The following is a 21,302-nucleotide window of genomic DNA, read 5'->3' as shown; positions in this document are numbered from 1 at the left end:
TCTCAAGGGAGGGTCGGGGGCCGTCCGGCGGGCGCCGCCCGGCACGGGAGGGTGCTCCCGTGCCGGGCGGCGAGGGTCGTCCCGGCGGGTACTGCGGCGTCGGTCAGCTGATGCCGGCGTCGGCGCAGAGCTTGGCGTACGCCCCGGTGCAGACCTCTTCCTTGGTCACGTAGCCGTCGGCGATGACGTCCTTGACGTTCTCCTTGTAGATGGCCTTCGGGGTGAGCAGCACCGAGGGGACGTCCCGGCCACCCTCCGGGTCCTTCACCGTCTGGCCGGTGTCCTTCTTCTCGCCCTTGGCGAGCGCGATGGCCAGGTCGGAGGCGGCCTTGGCCTCTTCCCGGACCGCCTTGTAGACGGTCATGCACTGGTCTCCGACGAGGATGTTCTGGAGGCCTTCCGGGGTGGCGTCCTGCCCGGTCACCGGCACCTTGCCGTTGAGCTTGTTCTTCTTCAGGACCGAGATGGCCGCGTTGCCGAGGCCGTCGTTGGCGGCCAGCACACCGTCGATCTTGCCGCTGGCCTTGGTGAGCTGCTGCTCGAAGATCGTCGCGGCCTGCGCGTTGTCCCAGGCCGGCACGGCGTCCTCGGGGCCCTTGGTGTATTCCTTGGCGTCGAACTTCGGCTTGAGCACCGAGTCGTAGCCGTTCTTGAACAGGGTGGCGTTGTTGTCGGTGGGGGAGCCGTTGAGGTACGCCACGACCGGGTTCTTGGCGCCCTGGTCGGTCAGGCACTTGACCAGGCCCTCGCCCTGGAGCTTGCCCACGGTCTCGTTGTCGAAGCTGACGTAGTACTGGGCCGAGCCGCCCAGGGTGAGCCGGTCGTAGTCGATGGTGGCGACGCCCTGCGACTTGGCCTTGTCGAGCACGGCCTTGCCGGTGCCGGAGTCCAGGTTGACGATCATCAGGGCGGTGACGCCGCTGGTGATCATCTGGTCGGCGATGGTCTGGAAGGCGGTCTTGTCGTTCTGGGCGTTCTGGATGTCGTACTTGACGCCGGCGGCCTTGAACGCCTCTTCGAGGAACCGTCGGTCCGCGCTCTCCCAGCGGGCGGAGGACTTGCTGTCGGGGAGGATCACGCCGATTTTGGGGGTCTTGGCGGAGCTGGCCTGGTCGTCGCCGGCGTCGTCGCCGCAGGCGGTCATGCTGCCGGTCGTGAGCAGGCCCACGACGGCGATGGTGAGGAGCCCCTTACGCATGTGCAGGGTCCTTTCGGGGTGGGGGAAGGTGTTCTTTTGTTGTGCCCGGCAACGTATTGCGCCTCGCGCGCGGCCCACAAGACCGACGGGGCGTCAAGTTTGTTGGGAGCGATAACAATTCAGCAACGCCACCGTCACTCCCCGGTCATCCAGGGGAGTTGACCATGAAGGGCAGCCGTCAGCGGGTCTGCAACGCCGCCGTGCGAGCCTCGGTCAGCGCCACCAGATCCGCCGCGGCCAGTTCGAGTTGCAGGCCGCGCCGGCCGGCGGAGACATAGATCGTCGGCAGGTCCAGCGCGGAGGCGTCCAGCACCGTGGGCAGTCGCCGGCGCTGCCCGAGCGGGCTGATCCCGCCCCGCACGTAGCCGGTCGCCCGCTCGGCGACCGTTCGCTCGGCCAGCGCCGCCCGCTTGCCGCCGACCGCCGCCGCGAGCGCCTTGAGGTCGAGCTCACCGGTGACCGGAACGACCGCCACGGTGAGCGCGCCGTCGACCTCGGTCACCAGCGACTTGAACACCCGCTCCGCGGGTACGCCGAGCGCCGCCGCCACCAGCGCGCCGTAGTTCGGCGCGTCCGGCGCCACCCGGTACGGGTGGGTGCGGTGCGCGATCCCGTGCTTGGCCAGCAGCGCTGTCGCCGGAGTGCCCTGTCCCGCCACGTCGACGAACCTAGTCGACCGGCTGGCAGATCAGCACCGTCGGCGCCCCGGCGACCCGGGTGAGCACCAGGCTCGCCGCCGCGTCACCGGTCAGCCGCAGGTCCCGCCGGAGCTGCTCCGGAGTGAGCGCGGAACCTCGCTTGAGGATCTCCACCCGGCCCACCCGGCGGTCCCGCAGAAGGGCCCGCAGGCGCTTGAGCGAGAACGGCAGCACGTCGGTCACCTCCAGGCAGCGCGCGTACGGGGTGCGGGTCGGACGGTCGGCGTAGAGGTAGGCGATGCTCGGGTCGGCGAGGGTGGCGTCCAACTCGCCGGCCAGCTCGGCGACGAGGTGCGCGCGGACCACCGCCGGGTCCGGGTCGTACAGGTAGCGGCGCGCCGGCCCGACCGGAGCCTCCGCGGCGCCCGAGCCGGTGAGCTGGTGGCGGCGGGCCTCGTCGCCGCCCGCACCCTGCCGGTAGAGCGTGGCCCGGCGGGGCACCTCCGCCAGGTCGCCGCACCAGAGCGCGGCCTCGACCAGGTCGCCGTCCACCCCGACCCACTCGGCCTCCGCGCCGACGGGGATGAGCGCGTGATCCAACCCCGGCGCGACCTTCACGACGGTGCGTGGCACCCGCTCGGCGAGCCCGGTGACGAAGTCCCACGGCGGCGAGTAGGCGCGCGGGTCGAAGATCCGCCGCCCGGTGCCGGCCCGCCGCCGGGCCGGATCGCAGAAGACTCCGTCGACCCGGGAGACGTCGAACGTGGTGGCGTCACCGCACTCGACCGTGAACAGCTCGGCCAGCCCGGCCGCCGCCGCGTTGGCGGCGGCCATCGCGGCGGTCACCGGGTCGGCCTCCACCCCGTACACCCGGATGCCGGCGCGGGCCGCGGCGAGCGCGTCGGCGCCGAGACCGCAGCCGAGGTCGGCCAGGGTGCGCACGCCGGCGTCGCGCAGCCGGGCGGCCCGGCGGTCGGCGACCACCCGGCGGGTGGCCTGCTCCAGCCCGGCGCGGGTGAGGAACATCCCGGCGGCGGCCGGGCCGAACTTGCCGACCGCCCGGTGGCGCAGCTCCACCTGGGTCAGTGCCGCCGCGGCCAGCGTCGGCGGCACCCCGGCCGCGCGCAGCGCCGACGCCGCGGCCAGGGGGTCGCCGCCGGCCAGCCCGGCCGCCGCCGTGAGCGCGGCCGACCCCTCGGGGGTACGCAGGGCAGCCAACTGGTCGAGATCCACCCGCCCATTCTCCCGGCCCGGATGTCAGGTGACCGAGGCCGGGGGACGGGCGGCGGGGTGCCGTCGCCTCGCCGAGCTGGAGCCCGGGCCGGATCGCCGGCCGGAGCCCCAAATTCAGCGCGGGGTGCGGGTGGCGGCCACGAACGCCCGCCAGGTCGTCGGGGTGAAGATGAGCGCCGGGCCGGTCCGGTCCTTGCTGTCCCGCACGGCGACCACGCCGGGCAGGTTGTCGGCGACCTCGACGCAGGCGCCGCCGTTTTGGTTGCTGCGGGAGGCCTTGCGCCAGGTGGCGTGGGTCAGGTCCATGTCTGCACCACTTCCTCGATCAGCCGGGCGGACTGCCGGCATGGCAGCGCCTCGCCGGTCACAGTCTCCCAGCGTCGCTCCAGGGCGGCAACGTCGTTCGGGCTGTCCACGGTCTGCCCCCGGAGCTGGTTGTCCAGGTGGGCCAGCTCGGCCCCGGTCTGAAGCCGGGCCACGATGAACGGGCCGGCGAGCCCGGCATGCCAGAGAGCGTCGGCCGGCACGACCCGGACCTGCACGTTCGGCTCGGTGCCCACGGCGAGCAAATGCTCTAGCTGCTCGCGCATGATCTCCCGGTCGCCGAGTTGCCGGCGCAGCGTGTGCTCCTCCAGCACCGCGACGAGGTGCGGACGCGGCTCGGCCGTCAGCACGGACTGCCGGGCGAGCCGGGCCACCACCCGGGTCTCCACCTCGTCGGCGGTCAGCTCGCCGCCCACGCCGAGCATCGCCCGCGCGTACCCCTCGGTCTGGAGCAGGCCGGGGATCACCGTCGGGTCGTACCAGCGCAGCGCCACCGCCTCCCGCTCGTTCTCGTCCCACGGGCGGAACCAGTCCGGCGCGGCATGGAAGCGGATCAGCTCCAGCATGCCGACGAAGAGGCCGCCGGTGTCCAGGGTCGAGTCGATGCGGCCGACGTAGTCCGGCTTGACCGGGCTCTGCCCGGTCTCGACCGCGCTCACGTACGACGATGAGTAGTTGATCAGCTTGCCCAGCTCCTCCTGGCTGAGCCCGCGCGCCTGGCGTGCCCGGCGTAGCTGTTCGTGCAGGAACGTCAGTGTCGGTATCCGGGACACTCGGCTCCCCTTCGTCGGTGTCAGGTGGGTGGCAACCGACGGTAGGGAGATGGCCACGGTGGGGCGAGGCGCTCCCGGCGTGTTGCGGTAACGACTGGCGGAACTGTGGCGACACGACGGACGGCGCGTTGGCACTCTCCTTGACGGAGTGCTAGCCACGGAATAACCTGCGATTAGCACTCTCACCCTGAGGGTGCCAGCCTCCGGGTCTCGCGACCCGGGTGCGAAACGCCAGGCGGACCGGCACCCGCGACGACGGTCCCGCCCGGTGGCATGTGGCAGATTGACGCTGGCCGGCCCCGCCGGTCAGCAACGAAACCAGTACCCCAGGAGGGTATGCCCGTGACTACCGCGACCAAGGTTGCGATCAAGCCGCTCGAGGACCGGATCGTGGTCCAGGCGAACGAGGCTGAGACCACCACGGCGTCGGGCATCGTGATCCCCGACACCGCCAAGGAGAAGCCGCAGGAGGGCACTGTCCTCGCTGTCGGCCCGGGCCGGATCGACGACAACGGCAACCGTGTGCCGCTCGACGTCAAGGTCGGCGACACCGTTCTCTACTCGAAGTACGGCGGCACCGAGGTCAAGTACGCCGGCGAGGAGTACCTGGTGCTCTCCGCCCGCGACGTCCTCGCGGTCATCGAGAAGTAAGCAACCGATCAGTGCCATTGCCCCGGTCCGGCTCGCCGGGCCGGGGCAGTGGCGCTTCGAAGGGACATTCATGGCGAAGATCCTGAGCTTCTCGGACGACGCCCGGCACCTGCTGGAGCACGGTGTCAACGCCCTCGCGGACGCGGTCAAGGTCACCCTCGGCCCGCGCGGGCGCAACGTCGTCCTGGACAAGAAATTCGGTGCGCCGACGATCACCAACGATGGTGTGACCATCGCCAAGGAGATCGAGCTCACCAACCCCTACGAGAACCTCGGCGCGCAGCTGGTCAAGGAGGTGGCGACCAAGACCAACGACGTCGCCGGCGACGGGACCACCACCGCGACCGTGCTGGCCCAGGCCATGGTCCGCGAGGGCCTGCGCAACGTGACCGCCGGGACCAACCCCGCCGGGCTCAAGCGGGGCATCGATGCGGCGGCCACCAAGATCTCCGAGGCGCTGCTCGGCCGCGCCGCGGAGGTCACCGGCAAGGAGTCGATCGCGAACGTGGCGACGATCTCCGCGCAGGACTCCACCATCGGCGAGCTGATCGCCGAGGCGATGGAGCGGGTCGGCCGCGACGGTGTCATCACCGTCGAGGAGGGCTCCGCGCTCACCACCGAGCTGGACGTGACCGAGGGTCTCCAGTTCGACAAGGGCTTCATCTCGCCGAACTTCATCACGGACCTGGAGGGTCAGGAGTCCGTCCTTGAGGACGCGTACATCCTGGTCACCACCCAGAAGATCTCGGCGATCGAGGAGCTGCTGCCGCTGCTGGAGAAGGTCCTGCAGAACAGCAAGCCGCTGCTGATCATCGCCGAGGACGTGGACGGCCAGGCGCTCTCCACCCTGGTGGTCAACTCGCTGCGCAAGACCCTCAAGGTCTGCGCGGTGAAGGCCCCGGGCTTCGGCGACCGGCGCAAGGCGATGCTCCAGGACATCGCGATCTCCACCGGCGCCGAGCTGGTCGCCCCGGAGCTGGGCTACAAGCTCGACCAGGTCGGCCTGGAGGTGCTCGGCACCGCCCGGCGTGTCGTGGTCGACAAGGAGAACACCACGATCGTCGACGGTGGCGGCCAGAAGGCCGACGTCGCCGACCGGGTGGCTCAGATCCGCAAGGAGATCGAGGCCTCCGACTCCGACTGGGACCGGGAGAAGCTGGCCGAGCGGCTGGCGAAGCTCTCCGGCGGCATCGCCGTGATCAAGGTGGGCGCGGCGACCGAGGTCGAGATGAAGGAGCGCAAGCACCGCATCGAGGACGCCATCGCGGCGACCAAGGCCGCGGTCGAGGAGGGCACCGTGCCCGGCGGCGGCGCCGCCCTGGTGCAGATCCTCCCGGTGCTCGACGACGACCTGGGCTTCACCGGTGACGAGAAGGTCGGCGTCTCGATCGTGCGCAAGTCGCTGATCGAGCCGCTGCGCTGGATCGCGCAGAACGCCGGCCACGACGGCTACGTCGTGACCCAGAAGGTCGCCGACCTGAAGTGGGGCAACGGCCTCGACGCCGCCCAGGGCGAGTACGTCGACCTGGTCAAGGCCGGCATCATCGACCCGGTGAAGGTGACCCGCAACGCGGTCACCAACGCCGCCTCGATCGCCGGCCTGCTGCTCACCACGGAGAGCCTCGTGGTGGAGAAGCCGGAGCAGGCCGAGCCGGCCGCCGCCGGTGGCGGGCACGGCCACGGCCACCAGCACGGCCCGGGCTTCTGACCCGATAGCGACACCGTTCCGGGGCACACCGTCGTACGGCGGTGTGCCCCGGTCCGTCTCCAGATCATTACCGCACGCTGACATGGTTGGCGACCCGCCGAGTTGATCGCGCACACTGGGCCGATGAGCACCACGTCACGGCGGTACGCCGCGCTGGCCGGAGTCACCGCCGCCGCCGTCGCGATCGGGATCGCGGAACCGGTGGCCGTGCTGACCGGGCCCCGGTCGGCGCCGCTGGTCGCGGTCGGCGGGGTGGTCGTCGACGCCGTCCCGGAGTCGCTGAAGCAGCTCGCCATCGACATCTTCGGCACCGCCGACAAGATCGCCCTGCTGGTCGGCACCGCGCTGCTGCTGGGCGCGTTCGCCGCGCTGCTCGGGATGCTGGCGGTGCGCCGGTTGGCCCTCGGCCTGGCCGGGATCGCGGCGTTCGCCGCCGTCGGTGTGGCCGCCGCGCTGACCCGCTCCGGTGCGGACGCCGCCGACGCGCTGCCGTCGCTGGTCGGCGGTGGTCTCGGCGCCCTGGTGCTCTGGCTGTTCATCGCCGGCCCGCTGGAGCTGGACCCCTGGCCCTGGTCCCCGCCCACTCCGCCCGGGCCGTCCGCTGGGGCGGTGCCGTCCGATGCGACCGCGCCGCCTACTCCGCCCGTGCCGTCCGATGCGACCGCGCCGCCCGCTGCCGTGTCGCCCGCTCCGGCGGTGCCGGTGGGCTCGGACGGCCTGCCGGCCCCGGTGACCCCGGCCGCGCCGTCGGTGCCCGTCGGGCGGGCACCGGGCGAGGGGGTCGACCCGGAGTCCCGGCGGCGGTTCCTCACCAGCGCCGGGGTGCTGCTCGGCACCGCCACGGTGGCCGGTCTCGGCGGGCGCTGGCTGGCCGGGCGGCGCGGCGTGTCCGCCGCCCGGGAGGCGATCCGGCTGCCCGCGCCGGCCGTCCCCGCACCGGCCCTGCCGGCGGGCGCGGACCTCTCGATGGCCCAGCTCGCGCCGTACGTCACCCCGAACTTCGGGTTCTACCGCATCGACACCGCGTTGGTGGTGCCGCAGGTGGACCCGGCGACCTGGCGGCTGCGGATCCACGGGCGGGTCCGTACCGAGCGCACCTACAGCTACGCCGACCTGCTGGCCCGGCCGCTGGTCGAGCGGTACATCACGCTGGCCTGCGTCTCCAACGAGGTGGGTGGGGACCTGATCGGCAACGCGCGCTGGCTCGGCGTACCCCTGCGCGAACTCCTGGACGAGGTCGAGCCGGAGGAGGACGCCGACCAGGTCGTCGGCCGTTCGGTCGACGGCTGGACGTGCGGCACCCCCACCGCGGCGCTCCGCGACGGGCGGGACGCGCTGCTGGCGATCGGCATGAACGGCGAGCCACTGCCGGTCGAGCACGGCTTCCCGGTCCGGGTGGTGGTGCCCGGCCTCTACGGCTACGTGTCCGCCTGCAAGTGGGTGACCGAGCTGGAGCTGACCCGGTTCGCCGACTTCGACGCGTACTGGGTGCCGCGGGGCTGGTCCGTCGAGGGGCCGATCAAGACCCAGTCGCGGATCGACGCGCCCCGGGCGCGCAACCGGCTGACGACCGGCCCGGTCACCGTTGCCGGGGTGGCGTGGGCGCAGCACCGGGGCATCCGCCGAGTCGAGGTACGCGTCGACGGCGGGCCTTGGCAGGAGGCGGAACTGGCCCCGACGGTGTCGGTGGACACATGGGTGCAGTGGTCGTGGCGCTGGGACGCCACGCCGGGTGAGCACCGGCTCCAGGTCCGGGCGACCGACGCGACCGGTGCGACCCAGACCGAGCGTAAGCAGGGCGTCGTCCCGGACGGCGCCACCGGCTTGCACACGGTCACCGTCACCGTCCGCTGAGCACCCCCGTTCCCGCCGGTTGAGGCGGGCCGCGCGGCGGTGCGGGGGCTGCCACGTGGAGATCTTGGACAGTTTCGTTCCCGCCGGTTGAGGCGGGCCGCGCGGCGGTGCGGGGGCTGCCACGTGGAGATCTTGGACAGTTTCGTTCCCGCCGGTTGAGGCGGGCCGCGCGGCAGTGCGGGGGCCGCACGTGGAGATCTTGGACAGTTTCCGTTCCGCACGAACGGAAACTGTCCAAGATCTGCGGCGCCCCGCAGCGGGAGGGCGCCAAACCGCGCCCACGGCCGGGAGGGCGCCAAGCCGCGCCTGCGGCTGGGAAGGCGGCAATGCGCGCCTGCGGCCGGGAGGGCGCCAAGCCGCGCCTGCGGCTGGGAAGGCGCCAAGCCGTGCCTGCGGCCGGAAGGCGCAAAGCGCGCCTGCGGCCGGGAAGGCGCGAACCGCGCCCCGGGTCGGGGCGCGGTTCGCGGCTCGTTCGAGGGGGGTGTGCCCGGGGTCAGGCGACGTTCCGCTGGGCCGGGACGGTGGACTTGTGCGGGCGGCCCAGCCGGGCCTCCAGGCGTGCCACGTCGACCCGGGACTGCCGGCGGTCCGCCAGGTCCTCCCAGCCGACGGCGAGCAGGCGCAGCCGTTCGGACTCGCTGAAGCCGCCCCACACGCCGTACGGCTCGCGGACCGACAGGGCGTGCGCGGCGCACTCGGCGCGGACCGGGCAGGCGCGGCAGACGGACTTGGCGGCGGACTCCCGACGCAGTCGGGAGGAACCCCGCTCGCCGTCGGGGTGGAAGAACTGGGCGCTGTCCCGCCCTCGGCAGGCACCGAGCCGCTGCCAGTCCCAGAGATCGACGATGGGTCCGGGCAGTCTACGTACGTTCGACATCAGCACCCCTCCTCCCGCGCGGCACCGCGAGATCCTTGTGGCCGGCTTCCGGGCGGCGGGCCGCGCAGGCGCACCGTTCCCGGCCTGGATTTCTCGGTACCCGGGCTGTACCCGACTCACACGTCTGTGATCGAGAACGCCCTGGATATTGCGGCTTTTGCCCTATCTGTCGGAAAAGTTCGGAGGATTGCCGGGAACCCCCTCCCCAGCCGACCCCGTCATGGTCTGCTCGTTGACGGAAAGGAGATCACTGTGCGTACCGTTCTTGTGTGCGTTCGGACACCACTCGCGGCCCAGCACCTGACCTCGGCCGCCGCGCGGCTGGGTCTGTCCGCGATCGTTCGTACCGCCGTCTCCGATCCCGAGGTGATGCTGCGGCTGGCCGAGCGGCCGGCCGACGTGGTGCTGGCCGACACGGCCCTCACCCGGCCGGACAGCGCGGGCTTCGTCCGCCGGGTCCTGGCCCGCGCCCCGCAGGCCGCGGTGGTGCTGCTCGGCGCCGAGGAGGCCGAGGCGGCGGCGGCCACCATCAGCGCCGGCGCCCGCGGCCTCATCCAGAATGCCGACCACGACCTGACCAGCGCCGTGGCCAAGGCACTGCTGCTGCTCACCGCGCCCGGCCGGGCCTCCCGGCAACGGATCACCGATCCGGCCCGGGACACCGCGGCGGTCGGCGGGCGCTCCGCGCCGTCGGTACGCGGCGCGGGTGAGCCCGGCCGGGGCGGCCCGCCCAACGAGGGGCCGGCGGGTGTGCCGTCCGTGCCGGTGCAGCGGGGCGACGACGAGGTCGAGTCGCCGAACGGTGAGCCGGAAGCCGACCAGACCGATCCGCCCCGGCCCGCCCCGAGCGCCCGGCCCGCCCGGGCGTCGATCGGGCTCACCGAGCGGGAGCTCCAGGTGCTGCTGGGAATGGCCGAGGGCAAGAGCAACGCGGAGATCGGCCGGGAGTTGTTCGTCTCGGAGGACACCGTCAAGACCCACGCCCGTCGGCTGTTCCGCAAGCTCGGCGCCCGGGACCGGGCGCACGCCGTGGCCGCCGGGTTCCGCGCCGGACTGGTCGCCTGATCCACCACTCAGCCGCGCGCCTGACCGTGATGCAGTGGTCTCCCCGAACCGGGAGACCACTGTTTCCTTGTCGCCGCACGATCCTGCCGGCTCGAACACCGGCGCGGTCACCGCGTGGTCAGTCGGTGGAGGGGGACGTGCCCGCTTCGTCCTCGGTGCCCTCGGTCAGGGTGTCGTGCACCCCGTCGGCGTACCCGCGGGCGTAGTCCCAGGTCACGTAGTGGTCCGGGTCCGGGTCGTACGCCGGCTCGTGCACCCGGGGCCGGCCCGAGTTGAGCAGGTGTCGCAGGTTGCCCCGGAGCAGGTCCCAGTCGAAGTAGTGCGGCTCCCGACAGTCCTCGCATTCGATCACCAGCCCGCGCACCCCGATGGGTGCCAGCAGCGCCTGGTAGATCTCCAGGTCGGCGAGGTCCTCCAGCACATCCTGCCGCTCGACGTCGGTCAGCGGATCCGGCGTCGCGTCGTCGCCCGGGTCGTCCAGCCCCGCGGTCGGATCGGCCGGGTCGCCGTTGAACGGGTCGATGGGCTCGTCGTGCACCCCCTCACCGTAGACCCAAGACGGCGGGAGCGTCCGCCCCCGGGGCGCGCGCCGGGCCGGCCCGCCACCGAAGGAGTCGCCCAGCTCACTGGGTACGATGGGACGACGTGCCGGCACCGTGGCGCGTTCCGGTGCCCGCCCGCGCCACCTCGCTGAAGTCGATCCGAGCAGCTCAGGGGAGCAATCGTGGAAAATTCGCCCAGCACCGACCTTCCGGCCGGCGCCGAGCACGCCGAGCTGGGCGGCCACCTGCCCGAGCTGCCGGCCGGCTCGGCCCGGGTGGTTCCGCTCGGGCTCACCTTCGACGACGTTCTGCTCCAGCCGGGCGAGTCGGACGTGGTTCCCAGCCGGGTCAACACCCGCACCCGGCTCACCCGCGGGATCGAACTGACCGTCCCGCTGCTCTCCAGCGCGATGGACACCGTCACCGAGGCGCGGATGGCGATCGCCATGGCCCGTCAGGGCGGCATCGGGGTGCTGCACCGCAACCTCTCCCTGGAGGACCAGGCCCTCCAGGTCGACCTGGTCAAGCGCTCCGAGTCCGGCATGATCACCAACCCGGTGACCGCCAGCCCGAACGACACCCTGCGCGAGGTCGACGAGCTGTGCGGGCGGTACCGGATCTCCGGCGTGCCGGTGGTGGACGGCGACGGCCAGCTCGTCGGCATCGTCACCAACCGCGACATGCGCTTCGTCTCCGAGCCGGACACCCCGGTGCACGAGATCATGACCCGGCCCCCGCTGGTCACCGCCCGGGTCGGGGTGAGCAAGGACGAGGCCCTGGAGCTGCTGCGCCGGCACAAGGTCGAGAAGCTGCCGATCGTCGACGACTCGGGCCGGCTGCGCGGGCTGATCACCGTCAAGGACTTCACCAAGAGCGAGCAGTACCCGAACGCCACCAAGGACGAGGCCGGCCGGCTGCGGGTGGCCGCCGCCGTCGGGGTCGGCGAGGACGCGTACAAGCGGGCCCGCACCCTGGTCGACGCGGGCGTCGACGTGCTGATCGTGGACACCGCGCACGGCCACCAGCGGGCCGTGCTGGACATGGTCCGCCAGCTCAAGAAGGACGTCGGCATCGACATCGTGGGCGGCAACGTGGCCACGTACGCCGGCGCGAAGGCGCTGGTCGACGCCGGCGCCGACGGAATCAAGGTCGGTGTGGGTCCGGGCGCGATCTGCACCACCCGGATCGTCGCCGGGGTCGGCGTCCCGCAGATCACCGCGATCATGGAGGCGGCCCGGGCCGCGCGTCCGGCCGGCGTGCCGGTGATCGGCGACGGCGGCATCCAGTACTCGGGCGACATCGCCAAGGCGCTGGTGGCCGGCGCCGACACGGTGATGCTCGGCAGCCTGCTGGCCGGTTGCGAGGAGAGCCCCGGCGAGCTGATCTTCATCAACGGCAAGCAGTACAAGGCGTACCGCGGGATGGGCTCGCTCGGCGCGATGCAGTCCCGGGGGCAGGCCAAGTCGTACTCGAAGGACCGGTACTTCCAGCAGGACGTGCTCGCCGAGGACAAGCTGGTCCCCGAGGGCGTCGAGGGTCAGGTGCCCTACCGGGGCCCCCTGTCCGCGGTCGCCCACCAGCTCACCGGCGGGCTGCGGGCCGCGATGGGGTACGTCGGCGCGGAGAGCATCCCCGAGCTGCACCGGCGTGGCCAGCTGATCCGGATCACGGCGGCCGGGCTCAAGGAGAGCCACCCGCACGACATCCAGATGACCGTCGAGGCGCCCAACTACCACTCCCGCTGACCATCCCCCAACAATCTGGAGTCCCCCATGCGTGACGTGGTCGAGATCGGGCTGGGCAAGACCGCGCAGCGCGGCTACCACCTGGACGACATCGCCATCGTGCCGAGCCGCCGGACCCGGGACGTCGACGACGTCTCGACCGCCTGGCAGCTGGACGCGTACCCGTTCAACATCCCGTGCGTCGGCCACCCCTCCGACGCCACGATGAGCCCCGCGTCGGCGGTCCGGCTCGGTGAGCTGGGCGGCCTCGGCGTGCTCAACGTCGAGGGGCTGTGGACCCGCTACGAGAACCCGACCAAGGTGCTGGAGGAGCTGGCCGGCCTCGACGAGGACGCCCGCGCCACCAAGCGGCTCCAGGAGGTGTACGCGGAGCCGATCCGCCCCGACCTGATCGCCGAGCGGGTCCGCGAGCTGCGCGCCGGTGGCGGCACGGTGGCGGTGCGGGTCTCCCCGCAGCACACTCTGGCGCTGGCGCCGGTGATCCTGGACGCCGGGGTGGACATCCTGGTCATCCAGGGCACCATCGTCTCGGCCGAGCACGTGTCGACCACCGACGAGCCGTTGAACCTCAAGGAGTTCATCGCCGACCTCGACCTGCCGGTGATCGTCGGGGGCTGCACGGACTACAAGACCGCGCTGCACCTGATGCGGACCGGCGCGGCCGGCGTGATCGTGGGCATCGGGGGCGACGAGTGGTCGACCACCGAGTCGGTGCTGGGCATCCGCGTGCCGATGGCCACCGCGATCGCCGACGCGGCGGCGGCCCGGCGGGACTACCTCGACGAGACCGGCGGCCGGTACGTGCACCTGATCGCCGACGGCGACATCCAGACCTCGGGTGACATCGCCAAGGCGCTCGGCTGCGGCGCGGACGCGGTGATGCTCGGCGAGCCGCTGTCGCTCTGCGAGGAGGCGCCCGCCGGTGGTGCCTGGTGGCACTCGGCGGCCAGCCACCCGTCGCTGCCGCGGGGCGCGTTCGAGGTCTCCGGCGATCCGATCGGCTCGATGGAGCAGCTGCTCTTCGGCCCGGCCGACGAGGCCGACGGCCAGCTCAACCTGTTCGGCGGGCTGCGCCGGGCGATGGCCAAGTGCGGTTACCGCGACCTCAAGGAGTTCCAGAAGGTCGGCCTGGTCCTCGACCGCTGACCCCGTTCTCCGCACGTCGGAAGGCCGGCCCCGCATCGTCGCGGGGCCGGCCTCCGTCGTACCGGGGGGTGTGCGCCCCCGGTGAACCCGGGCCGCGCCGGCGGCTACTTTTTGAGGTAGATGGTCAGGTCGGACATGTTGCGGTAGCTGGTCGCCGCGAAGTCCAGGGACTGGCTCTTGTTCTCGGTGCCGCCGGGGGCGGTGTCCATCTCCCAGTTGGCGTGGTGGAAGTCCCGCTCGCCGATGGTCTGGAAGAACTGCTGGAAGTTGAGGTCGCCCTCGCCCAGCGGGGTCATCTGGTAGCCGTTGGGCACGCTGGTGTCCCGGTCGCCGTCCTTGGCGTGGAAGAGCGGGAACCGGGTGGTCCGGTCGGCCACGGTGAGGATCGGGTCGAACAGGTCGGTCACCTCGCGGCCCGCCGGGTCGACGTACTTCTGGTGCTTGTAGCGGGCCACGTAGGCCCAGTAGATGTCCAGCTCGAAGAAGACGTACCGCGGGTCGGTGATCTCGAAGAAGTATTCGAGCCGGCGGATGCCGGAGGATCGGGTCTGCCGGCCCTGGTCGTCGCGTGGGCCACGGTCGATCAGGAAGCTGTACGCGGCGTCGTGGTTGTGGGTGTAGAGCCGCATGCCGCGGGCCCGGGCCTGCCGGCCCAGCTCGTTCCAGATGTCCGCGGCGGCGTCCCACTCGGCCTTGTACGCGCTGTTGGTCGGGTCGCTGCCGGTGCCGATGTTCTTCATGCCGAGTTCCTCGGCGATGTCCAGCTGCTGCTGGAAGGTGGCCGGCTGGATCGAGGCGTGGGTGCCGTTGGCCACCAGTCCGTTGTCGTCGAGGATCTTGCGGATCTCCCGCGGGGTGATCTGCCGGCCGAGGATCTCGGTGCTCTGGGTGTAGCCGGCGAACTCGATCTCCTTGTAGCCGATCTCGGCGAGCCGGGCGAGAACCCGCTCGAAGCCGTACGGCACGCCGCTGTCGTCGGGCGCGGCGGAGATCCGGTCCCGGACGCTGTAGAGGATGATGCCGCGGTTCTTCGCCGGGATCAGCGGTTCGACCCGCAGCTTGCTCTTCCCCTTGTCCTTGGGGTCGGCGAGCGCGGGGGTGCCGGTCGCGAGGACGGGCAGGCCGGCAGCTCCGAGCGCGGCGGCTGCGCCGGCGGACGCGGCCAGCAGGGACCGTCGGCTGAGCCGGCCGGGAGAGGAGGCGTCGGGTGCGGTGTGATCTGGCATCTGTTCCACCTTTCGCGACGGCAGTCGCCGTCGATGACGATCAGCAGAGGTGCGACGAGAGTCAGGTCGCGGGGCGCCGTCGAGCGACCGTTCCGCATTTCCGGCGGGGCCGGGAGTGTGCGGTGCCGCGAGGTCGAAGGGGCAGGTCCACGCCGTGTGCGGACGGAACGGTTGTTCCGTCCCGACTCCACCGGTGTGAATGTTCCGAACGCGTTACATCTTGGAGACAGACACTAACGTCGGTCGAAGCCGAAAGAAAGTATTGATCAGAGCCAACTTTTGTTTGATTCAACGAAAGCAACTGATGGTCTTCGATACGGGCCTCCTGCCCGCCGGCGCTGGCTAGGCTCGTCGTGACCCGGGAGGCCGCAGGAGGAGTGCCCATGGTCCTGACCGGACGGACGTCCGCCCGCCACCGGCTCGCCGCCGCCGTCACCGCGGTGAGCTGTGCGATGGCGGTGGGCGCGGCCGGCTGCACCCGCGACGACGACGGGTTCCGGCCCGGCGCCGTCGACGCCGGAGACCCGTACGTCCCGGGGCGCGGCAACGGCGGCTACGACGTCACGCACTACGGCCTGGACGTCCGCTACGACCCGGCGACCGACCGGCTGACCGGCCGGGCCACCATCACGGCGACCGCCACCCAGGACCTGTCCCGGTTCAATCTGGACCTTGCCGGGCTCGACGTCGGCGCGGTCACCGTCGGCGGCGCCCCGGCCGAGCACCGCCGCGACGACGGCGAGCTGACGGTGACTCCGCACGACGGGTTGCCACGCGGCCGGCCGTTCACGGCGGTGGTGGAGTACGCGGGCGTGCCCACCGCCAGCACCGACGGGGAACTGGGCAGCGGCGGTTTCCTGCACACCGCCGACGGAGCGGTCGCACTCGGCCAACCGGACTCCGCCGCCACCTGGTTTCCGGTCAACGACCACCCGTCCGACAAGGCCGGCTACGACCTCGCGGTGACCGTCCCGGACGGCCTGTCCGCGCTGAGCAACGGGGTGCCCGGGCCGAAGACCAGCAGGGACGGCTGGACCACCTGGACGTGGTCGGAGAAGGCGCCGATGGCCAGCTACCTGACCACGCTGGTCATCGGCGACTACCGGGTGGTGAGCGGCAGTCACGCCGGCCGCCCGATGGTCACCGCGGTGGCGGCGAGCCTGCCGGCGACCGGTGGCGCGGCCGGCTCCCTGGCCCGGACCGGTGAGATCGCCGACTTCCTGGCCACGCGCTTCGGCCCGTACCCGTTCGACTCGTACGGCGGGATCGTGGTCGCCGACGACCGGATCGGCTACGCGTTGGAGACCCAGTCCCGACCGGTCTACGGGCCGGCCTTCTTCGCCGACGACCGGCCCAACCTGGGAGTGGTCGCGCACGAGCTGGCCCACCAGTGGTTCGGCGACAGCGTGTCACTCAGCAGGTGGGGCGACATCTGGCTCAACGAGGGCTTCGCCAGCTACGCGGAGTGGCTGTGGGAGGAGCACGACGGCGGCCGCACCGCTCAGCGCAACTTCGAGCTCCAGTACGCGGCGACCGACTGGTCGCAGCCGTCGGTCGAGCCGGGCCGGGAGCGGATGTTCGGCACCGCCGTCTACAAGCGCGGCGCGCTCGCCGTGCACGCGCTGCGCCGCACCGTCGGCGACGACACCTTCTTCCGCATTCTGCGCACCTGGACCGACGAGCGGGCGGCGGGCAACGCCACCACGTCGGACTTCGTGGCGCTGGCCGAACGGGTGGCGAACCGGCAGCTGCGCCCGCTCTTCGACGCCTGGTTGGTCGGCGGCGCGGCACCCACCCTGCCGTGACGGGCCCGTGATCGTCGGTCGATAGGCTGCCGCCTGCGATCGGCGGGCAGGCGCCCTTCGCGTGGAGCGGCGCAGGCCGCCTCCGCCGTACTGGGGAGGGCTCGTGATGTGGGTGACGGGGCGCAGGCTGCGGGTTGGCGTCGGTCTGCTGGTGACCGGGGCGCTCGCGCTGTCCGGATGCGACTCGGCGGCCCCGGAGGCGGCCCCGACAGCCAACGCTTCCCCGACGCCGTCGCGGACGTTCACTCCCGGCGCGGCCGGGGTCGGTGACGCCTACTTCCCCACCTACGGCAACGGCGGCTACGACGTCGGGCGGTACACCGTCAAGGTGCGCTACGACCCGGCGAAGGACCACCTGACCGGCACGGCCACGGTGCAGGCAACCGCGACCGCCGACCTGTCGACGTTCAACCTCGACCTGGCCGGCCTGACCGTCAAGTCGGTCACCGTGGACGGCGCCCCGGCCACCCACACCCGGGAGAAGAACGAGCTGGTGATCAAGCCGGCCGCCGGCCTGATCGCCGGCAACGGCTTCGTCGCCGAGATCGGGTACGAGGGGGAGCCGAAGCCGTTGAAGAACGAGGTGCTCGGCGACGGCGGATTCCTGCACACCACCGACGGCGCCATCGCCCTCGGTCAGCCCGAGTCCGCGAGCACCTGGTTCCCGGTCAACGACCACCCCTCCGACAAGGCGGCCTACGACTTCGAGATCACCGTTCCGGACGGTCTGACCGCCGTCAGCAACGGCGTACCCGGCGGCAAGACCAGCAAGGACGGCTGGACCACCTGGAAGTGGTCGGAGAAGTCGCCGATGGCCAGCTACCTGAGCACGCTGGTGATCGGCAAGTTCCGGATCACCACCGGTGAGCACAAGGGACGACCGGTGTACAGCGCGGTCACCACGAAGGTGGCCAAGGGCGCGGCGGACGCGTCGATCGCGAAGACCGTCAAGGTGGCCGACTACCTGGAGAGCGTGTTCGGGCCGTACCCGTTCGACGCGTACGGCGGTGTGGTGGTCTCCGACAGCCGCATCGGCTACGCGCTGGAGACGCAGAGCCGCCCGGTCTACGCCGCCAGCTTCTTCCGGCAGGGCGAGAACACCGAGGTGGTCGCGCACGAGCTGGCCCACCAGTGGTTCGGCGACAGCGTGGCGCTGGCCAAGTGGGAGGACATCTGGCTCAACGAGGGCTTCGCCACGTACGCGGAGTGGCTCTGGGCCGAGCACACCAAGGAGTACACCGCCGAGCAGGCGTTCGACATCCGGTACGCGCGGGTGCCGGCGCAGGTGTGGAAGACGCCGCCGGGCCGGCCCGGTGCGAAGGAGCTGTTCAGCGAGTCGGTCTACCAGCGCGGCGGGATGACCCTGCACGCGCTGCGGGTGGCCGTCGGCGACAAGGCGTTCTTCAAGATCGTCAAGACCTGGGCGGCGGAGAAGCGCAACGGCACCGCCACCACCGCCGAGTTCGTCGCCCTCGCCGAGCGCATCTCCGGCAAGCGGCTCGACGCCGTCTTCGACGCCTGGCTCTACGGCACGAAGAAGCCTCCCACCCCCAAGGCCCTCTGATCCCGACCCGTTCCCCGCGATCCGGTGCGATCGCGGGGAACGGGGTCAGGCCTTGACGCGCAGGGTGGGATGGGCGGCCAGGTAGGCGTCGGCGCGACCGGCGCGCAGCTCGGTGATGAACTTCCGGCCGACGCTGGTGAGCTGTTCGCCGCGGTAGGCGCTGCCCTTACCGACGCCCGAGCCGGGCAGGCCGACCAGCACGAACCGGTCCTCCGGGACGTTGCTGAGCGCGTACGCCAGGTCGACGATGCGCCGACCGCCCACGTAGATCAGGGTGTCGCCCAGCGCGGCGACCACCTGGTCGACGCGCTCGGGCTGCCGGGCCAGGCCCTCGTCCAGGATCTTGCGGGTCAACGCGCGGATCAGCTGCTGCTGGTGGCGCTGCCGGGCGTAGTCGCCGCCGGTGATGTAGCGCTGCCGCGCGTAGTCCAGCGCCTGCCAGCCGTTGAGGTGCCGGTCGCCCTTCTCGTAGACCATCTGCGGCCCTTTGTACCCGCCGGGGGCGCTCTCGCGGTACTTGCCGTCGGGCCGGCGGTGCAGTGACTCGACCCGCTGGTCGATGTAGACGTCCACGCCGCCCAGGGCGGTCACCAGCCGGTCGAACCCGGTGAAGGTGAGCACCGCGCCGGCGTCGATGCGCAGACCGGTGTACCCGCTGACCGTGCTGCGCAGCAGCTCGTACCCCTGGGCGGCGCTCGGCTGCTTGGGCTTGCCCGGCACCCGGCTGCCGAAGCTCATCGCGTGGGTGAGCTTGGTCTTTCCGCCGGAGTAGTCGGCCTTCGGGAACGCCGGGATGTCCACCAGCAGGTCACGGGGGAGCGAGAAGAGGTACGCCCGGCCCAGCCCCTTGGGCACGTGCAGCACCAGCACGGCGTCGGCGTGCGGCTCCCAGCCGGGCACGCTGACCCGGGTGTCCACCCCGACCAGCAGCAGGTTCAGTGGCCCGGTGATGTTGGCGCCCGGCGGCGGCCCGGTCGGGCTGGCGCTGGGTGTGCCGGCCGGCGGCGCGCTCGGCGAGCCGGGCGGTGCCGCACCCTCGGGGGTGCTGCCGCCGGTCAGCCGGGTGACCACCACCGCCCCGGCCGCGACCAGCGCGACGATGGCGAGGGCCGCCAGCCCCAGCAGCAGCCACCGTCGACGCGGTGCCATCGATCCGAGGACCATCTTGGATTTCCTTCCACCCGTATCCGGAACAACGCTCCGACGGGTGCTCCGGGTTGCGGCCGGAAGGCGCCGGGTCGGTCGGCCGGAGCATGATCGCGCGAAACTGCCGCTGGCGCGAGCGCTACTCACCGGTAATGATGCGTTCATGCGGTACGACGTGATCGTCATCGGGTCCGGCTTCGGCGGCAGCGTCACCGCGCTCCGGCTGGCCGAGAAGGGCTACTCGGTCGGCGTGCTGGAGGCGGGCCGGCGGTTCGCCGACGACGAGTTCCCGCAGACGTCGTGGCGCGCCCGCCGGTTCCTGTGGGCGCCGAAGCTGGGCTGCTACGGCATCCAGCGCATCACCCTGCTCCGTCCTGCCGACCGGCGATCCGGCGGTGGCGTGCTGGTGCTCTCCGGAGCCGGGGTGGGCGGCGGGTCGCTGGTCTACGCGAACACCCTCTACGAGCCGCTGCCCGCCTTCTACACCGACCCGCAGTGGCGGGACATCACCGACTGGCGCGACGAGCTGGCCCGCCACTACGACCAGGCGAAGCGGATGCTCGGCGTCACCACGTACCCGGTGGACACCGGCGCGGACCGGGCCATGCGGGCGGTGGCCGAGCGGATGGGGGTGGGGCACACCTTCCACGCCACCCCGGTCGGCGTGCACATCGGCCGCCCCGGCGAGCGGGTCGCCGACCCGTACTTCGGTGGCGCCGGCCCGGAGCGCACCGGCTGCCTGCACTGCGGCTCGTGCATGACGGGCTGCCGGCACGGGGCGAAGAACACGCTGGTCAAGAACTACCTCTGGCTCGCCGAGCGGCTGGGCGCCACCGTGCACCCGCTGACCACGGTGACCGCCGTCCGGCCGGCCGCCGGCGGCGGGTACGAGGTGCACACCGAACGCACCGGGGCCTGGCTGCGTCGCCGTCGTCAGGTGCTCCAGGCCGACCAGGTGGTCTTCGCGGCCGGGGCGCTCGGCACCCAGCGGCTGCTGCACGCGATGAAGACCGACGGCGCGTTGCCGGGGCTCTCGCCGCGCCTGGGCGAGCTGACCCGGACCAACTCGGAGGCGATCCTGGGGGCCTCGGTGCCGCGCCAGCGTGCCCGGTCGGAGCGGCTGGACTTCACCGAGGGGGTGGCGATCACCAGCTCGTTCCACCCCGACCCGCAGACGCATGTCGAACCGGTCCGCTACGGGCGTGGGTCCAACGCGATGGGGTTGCTCCAGTCGCTGCTGGTGGACGGGGGTCCGCACCGGGTCCGGCGCTGGCTGGGCAGCATCGTGCGGCAGCCGGGCCTGGCCGCGCGGATGCTCTCGGTGCGTGGCTGGTCGGAGCGGACGGTGATCGCCCTGGTGATGCAGTCGGCGGACAACTCGCTGAGCACCCGGTGGCGGCGTGGCGCGCTCGGCCGCCGGCTGGTCACCGGCCCGGGTCACGGCGCGCCCAACCCGACCTGGATCCCGGCCGGCAACACGGCCGCCCGGCTGCTGGCCGAGCAGATCGGCGGTACGCCCGGCGGCTCGCTCACCGAGCCGTTCGACATCCCGATGACCGCGCACATCCTGGGTGGCGCGGTGATCGGGGCCACCCCGGCCGACGGCGTGATCGATCCCTACCACCGGGTGTACGGGCACCCGGGGCTGCACGTGGTGGACGGCGCGGCGGTCTCGGCCAACCTCGGCGTGAACCCGTCGCTGACGATCACCGCTCAGGCCGAGCGGGCCATGTCCCTCTGGCCCAACCGGGACCAGCCCGACCCGCGCCCCCCGCTCGGCAGCCCGTACCTTCGGGTGGACCCGGTC

Annotated in this window: 18 protein-coding genes; 9 read left to right on the top strand and 9 right to left on the bottom strand. The window is 72.1% G+C overall.

Translation table 11 applies throughout. The features are described 5' to 3' along the window. Positions 1-103: 103 nt before the first annotated feature. From EAD89_RS07460 to EAD89_RS07440, 5 genes are all read right to left on the bottom strand, one after another. Positions 104-1,198: a sugar ABC transporter substrate-binding protein gene (locus tag EAD89_RS07460; RefSeq protein WP_121653995.1), complete on the bottom strand. Its 1,095-nt coding sequence runs from the start codon at positions 1,196-1,198 to the stop codon at positions 104-106. Between the two features lie 178 nt (positions 1,199-1,376). Continuing rightward, entirely contained in the window at positions 1,377-1,856 is a 480-nt protein-coding gene (ybaK, locus tag EAD89_RS07455) for a Cys-tRNA(Pro) deacylase (RefSeq protein WP_121675202.1), read from the bottom strand. A 10-nt stretch (positions 1,857-1,866) separates the two neighbouring features. Next, complete coding sequence (locus EAD89_RS07450) at positions 1,867-3,069, bottom strand: methyltransferase domain-containing protein (protein ID WP_121675201.1); 1,203 nt, start codon at positions 3,067-3,069, stop codon at positions 1,867-1,869. Between the two features lie 114 nt (positions 3,070-3,183). Continuing rightward, positions 3,184-3,375: a DUF397 domain-containing protein gene (locus EAD89_RS07445; RefSeq protein ID WP_121675200.1), complete on the bottom strand. Its 192-nt coding sequence runs from the start codon at positions 3,373-3,375 to the stop codon at positions 3,184-3,186. Next, entirely contained in the window at positions 3,366-4,166 is an 801-nt protein-coding gene (locus EAD89_RS07440; protein ID WP_147458771.1) for a helix-turn-helix transcriptional regulator, read from the bottom strand. The genes EAD89_RS07445 and EAD89_RS07440 overlap by 10 nt, the downstream gene beginning before the upstream one ends. A gap of 336 nt (positions 4,167-4,502) precedes the next feature. Between EAD89_RS07440 and groES the strand changes: the two genes are divergently transcribed. The 3 genes from groES (at position 4,503) to EAD89_RS07425 (ending at position 8,379) form a co-directional block, all read left to right on the top strand. Beyond that, the gene (gene groES / locus EAD89_RS07435; RefSeq protein WP_084757526.1) at positions 4,503-4,817 is read left to right on the top strand and encodes a co-chaperone GroES; all 315 of its coding nucleotides are present in this window, start codon (positions 4,503-4,505) and stop codon (positions 4,815-4,817) included. A gap of 70 nt (positions 4,818-4,887) precedes the next feature. After that, positions 4,888-6,525, top strand: a complete 1,638-nt coding sequence (groL, locus tag EAD89_RS07430) for a chaperonin GroEL (RefSeq protein WP_121675198.1) — start codon at positions 4,888-4,890, stop codon at positions 6,523-6,525. Positions 6,526-6,648: 123 nt separating this feature from the next. Continuing rightward, positions 6,649-8,379 carry a molybdopterin-dependent oxidoreductase gene (locus tag EAD89_RS07425; protein ID WP_121675197.1) on the top strand — a complete coding sequence of 577 codons (1,731 nt, stop codon included), beginning with the start codon at positions 6,649-6,651 and terminating at the stop codon, positions 8,377-8,379. 493 nt (positions 8,380-8,872) lie between these two features. Here EAD89_RS07425 and EAD89_RS07420 read toward each other — a convergent pair whose 3' ends face one another. Next, positions 8,873-9,256, bottom strand: coding sequence for a WhiB family transcriptional regulator (locus tag EAD89_RS07420; protein WP_121656411.1), 384 nt, complete (start codon positions 9,254-9,256; stop codon positions 8,873-8,875). Positions 9,257-9,508: 252 nt separating this feature from the next. Here EAD89_RS07420 and EAD89_RS07415 point away from each other — a divergent pair, with 252 nt between their 5' ends. After that, positions 9,509-10,321 carry a response regulator transcription factor gene (locus EAD89_RS07415; protein ID WP_121675196.1) on the top strand — a complete coding sequence of 271 codons (813 nt, stop codon included), beginning with the start codon at positions 9,509-9,511 and terminating at the stop codon, positions 10,319-10,321. A 118-nt stretch (positions 10,322-10,439) separates the two neighbouring features. Here the strand turns inward: EAD89_RS07415 and EAD89_RS07410 are convergent, their stop codons facing one another. Continuing rightward, the gene (locus EAD89_RS07410; RefSeq protein WP_121656409.1) at positions 10,440-10,859 is read right to left on the bottom strand and encodes a DUF5319 domain-containing protein; all 420 of its coding nucleotides are present in this window, start codon (positions 10,857-10,859) and stop codon (positions 10,440-10,442) included. Between the two features lie 186 nt (positions 10,860-11,045). On the opposite strand from EAD89_RS07410, the gene guaB reads away from it, so the two are divergent. Then, on the top strand, positions 11,046-12,608 hold the full coding sequence (gene guaB / locus EAD89_RS07405; RefSeq protein ID WP_121656408.1) for an IMP dehydrogenase: 1,563 nt from the start codon (positions 11,046-11,048) through the stop codon (positions 12,606-12,608). A 27-nt stretch (positions 12,609-12,635) separates the two neighbouring features. Next, complete coding sequence (locus EAD89_RS07400; protein WP_121656407.1) at positions 12,636-13,754, top strand: GuaB3 family IMP dehydrogenase-related protein; 1,119 nt, start codon at positions 12,636-12,638, stop codon at positions 13,752-13,754. Between the two features lie 104 nt (positions 13,755-13,858). Here the strand turns inward: EAD89_RS07400 and EAD89_RS07395 are convergent, their stop codons facing one another. Then, positions 13,859-14,980 carry a sugar phosphate isomerase/epimerase gene (locus EAD89_RS07395; protein ID WP_121656406.1) on the bottom strand — a complete coding sequence of 374 codons (1,122 nt, stop codon included), beginning with the start codon at positions 14,978-14,980 and terminating at the stop codon, positions 13,859-13,861. A 452-nt stretch (positions 14,981-15,432) separates the two neighbouring features. Here EAD89_RS07395 and EAD89_RS07390 point away from each other — a divergent pair, with 452 nt between their 5' ends. Together EAD89_RS07390 and EAD89_RS07385 are read left to right on the top strand one after the other, a co-directional pair. Continuing rightward, positions 15,433-16,785, top strand: a complete 1,353-nt coding sequence (locus EAD89_RS07390; protein ID WP_233578297.1) for a M1 family metallopeptidase — start codon at positions 15,433-15,435, stop codon at positions 16,783-16,785. A 106-nt stretch (positions 16,786-16,891) separates the two neighbouring features. Next, positions 16,892-18,349 carry a M1 family metallopeptidase gene (locus tag EAD89_RS07385; RefSeq protein ID WP_121675194.1) on the top strand — a complete coding sequence of 486 codons (1,458 nt, stop codon included), beginning with the start codon at positions 16,892-16,894 and terminating at the stop codon, positions 18,347-18,349. A gap of 45 nt (positions 18,350-18,394) precedes the next feature. Here EAD89_RS07385 and EAD89_RS07380 read toward each other — a convergent pair whose 3' ends face one another. Then, on the bottom strand, positions 18,395-19,513 hold the full coding sequence (locus EAD89_RS07380; RefSeq protein ID WP_121656403.1) for an LCP family protein: 1,119 nt from the start codon (positions 19,511-19,513) through the stop codon (positions 18,395-18,397). Between the two features lie 145 nt (positions 19,514-19,658). Here EAD89_RS07380 and EAD89_RS07375 point away from each other — a divergent pair. Continuing rightward, positions 19,659-21,302: FAD-dependent oxidoreductase (locus tag EAD89_RS07375; protein WP_147458770.1), on the top strand; the 1,644-nt coding region annotated here is incomplete at its 3' end.

This window comes from Micromonospora sp. BL4, assembly GCF_003667505.1.
In the GTDB taxonomy this organism is placed as follows: domain Bacteria; phylum Actinomycetota; class Actinomycetes; order Mycobacteriales; family Micromonosporaceae; genus Micromonospora.
This window is presented reverse-complemented; position numbering and strand designations above follow the sequence as displayed.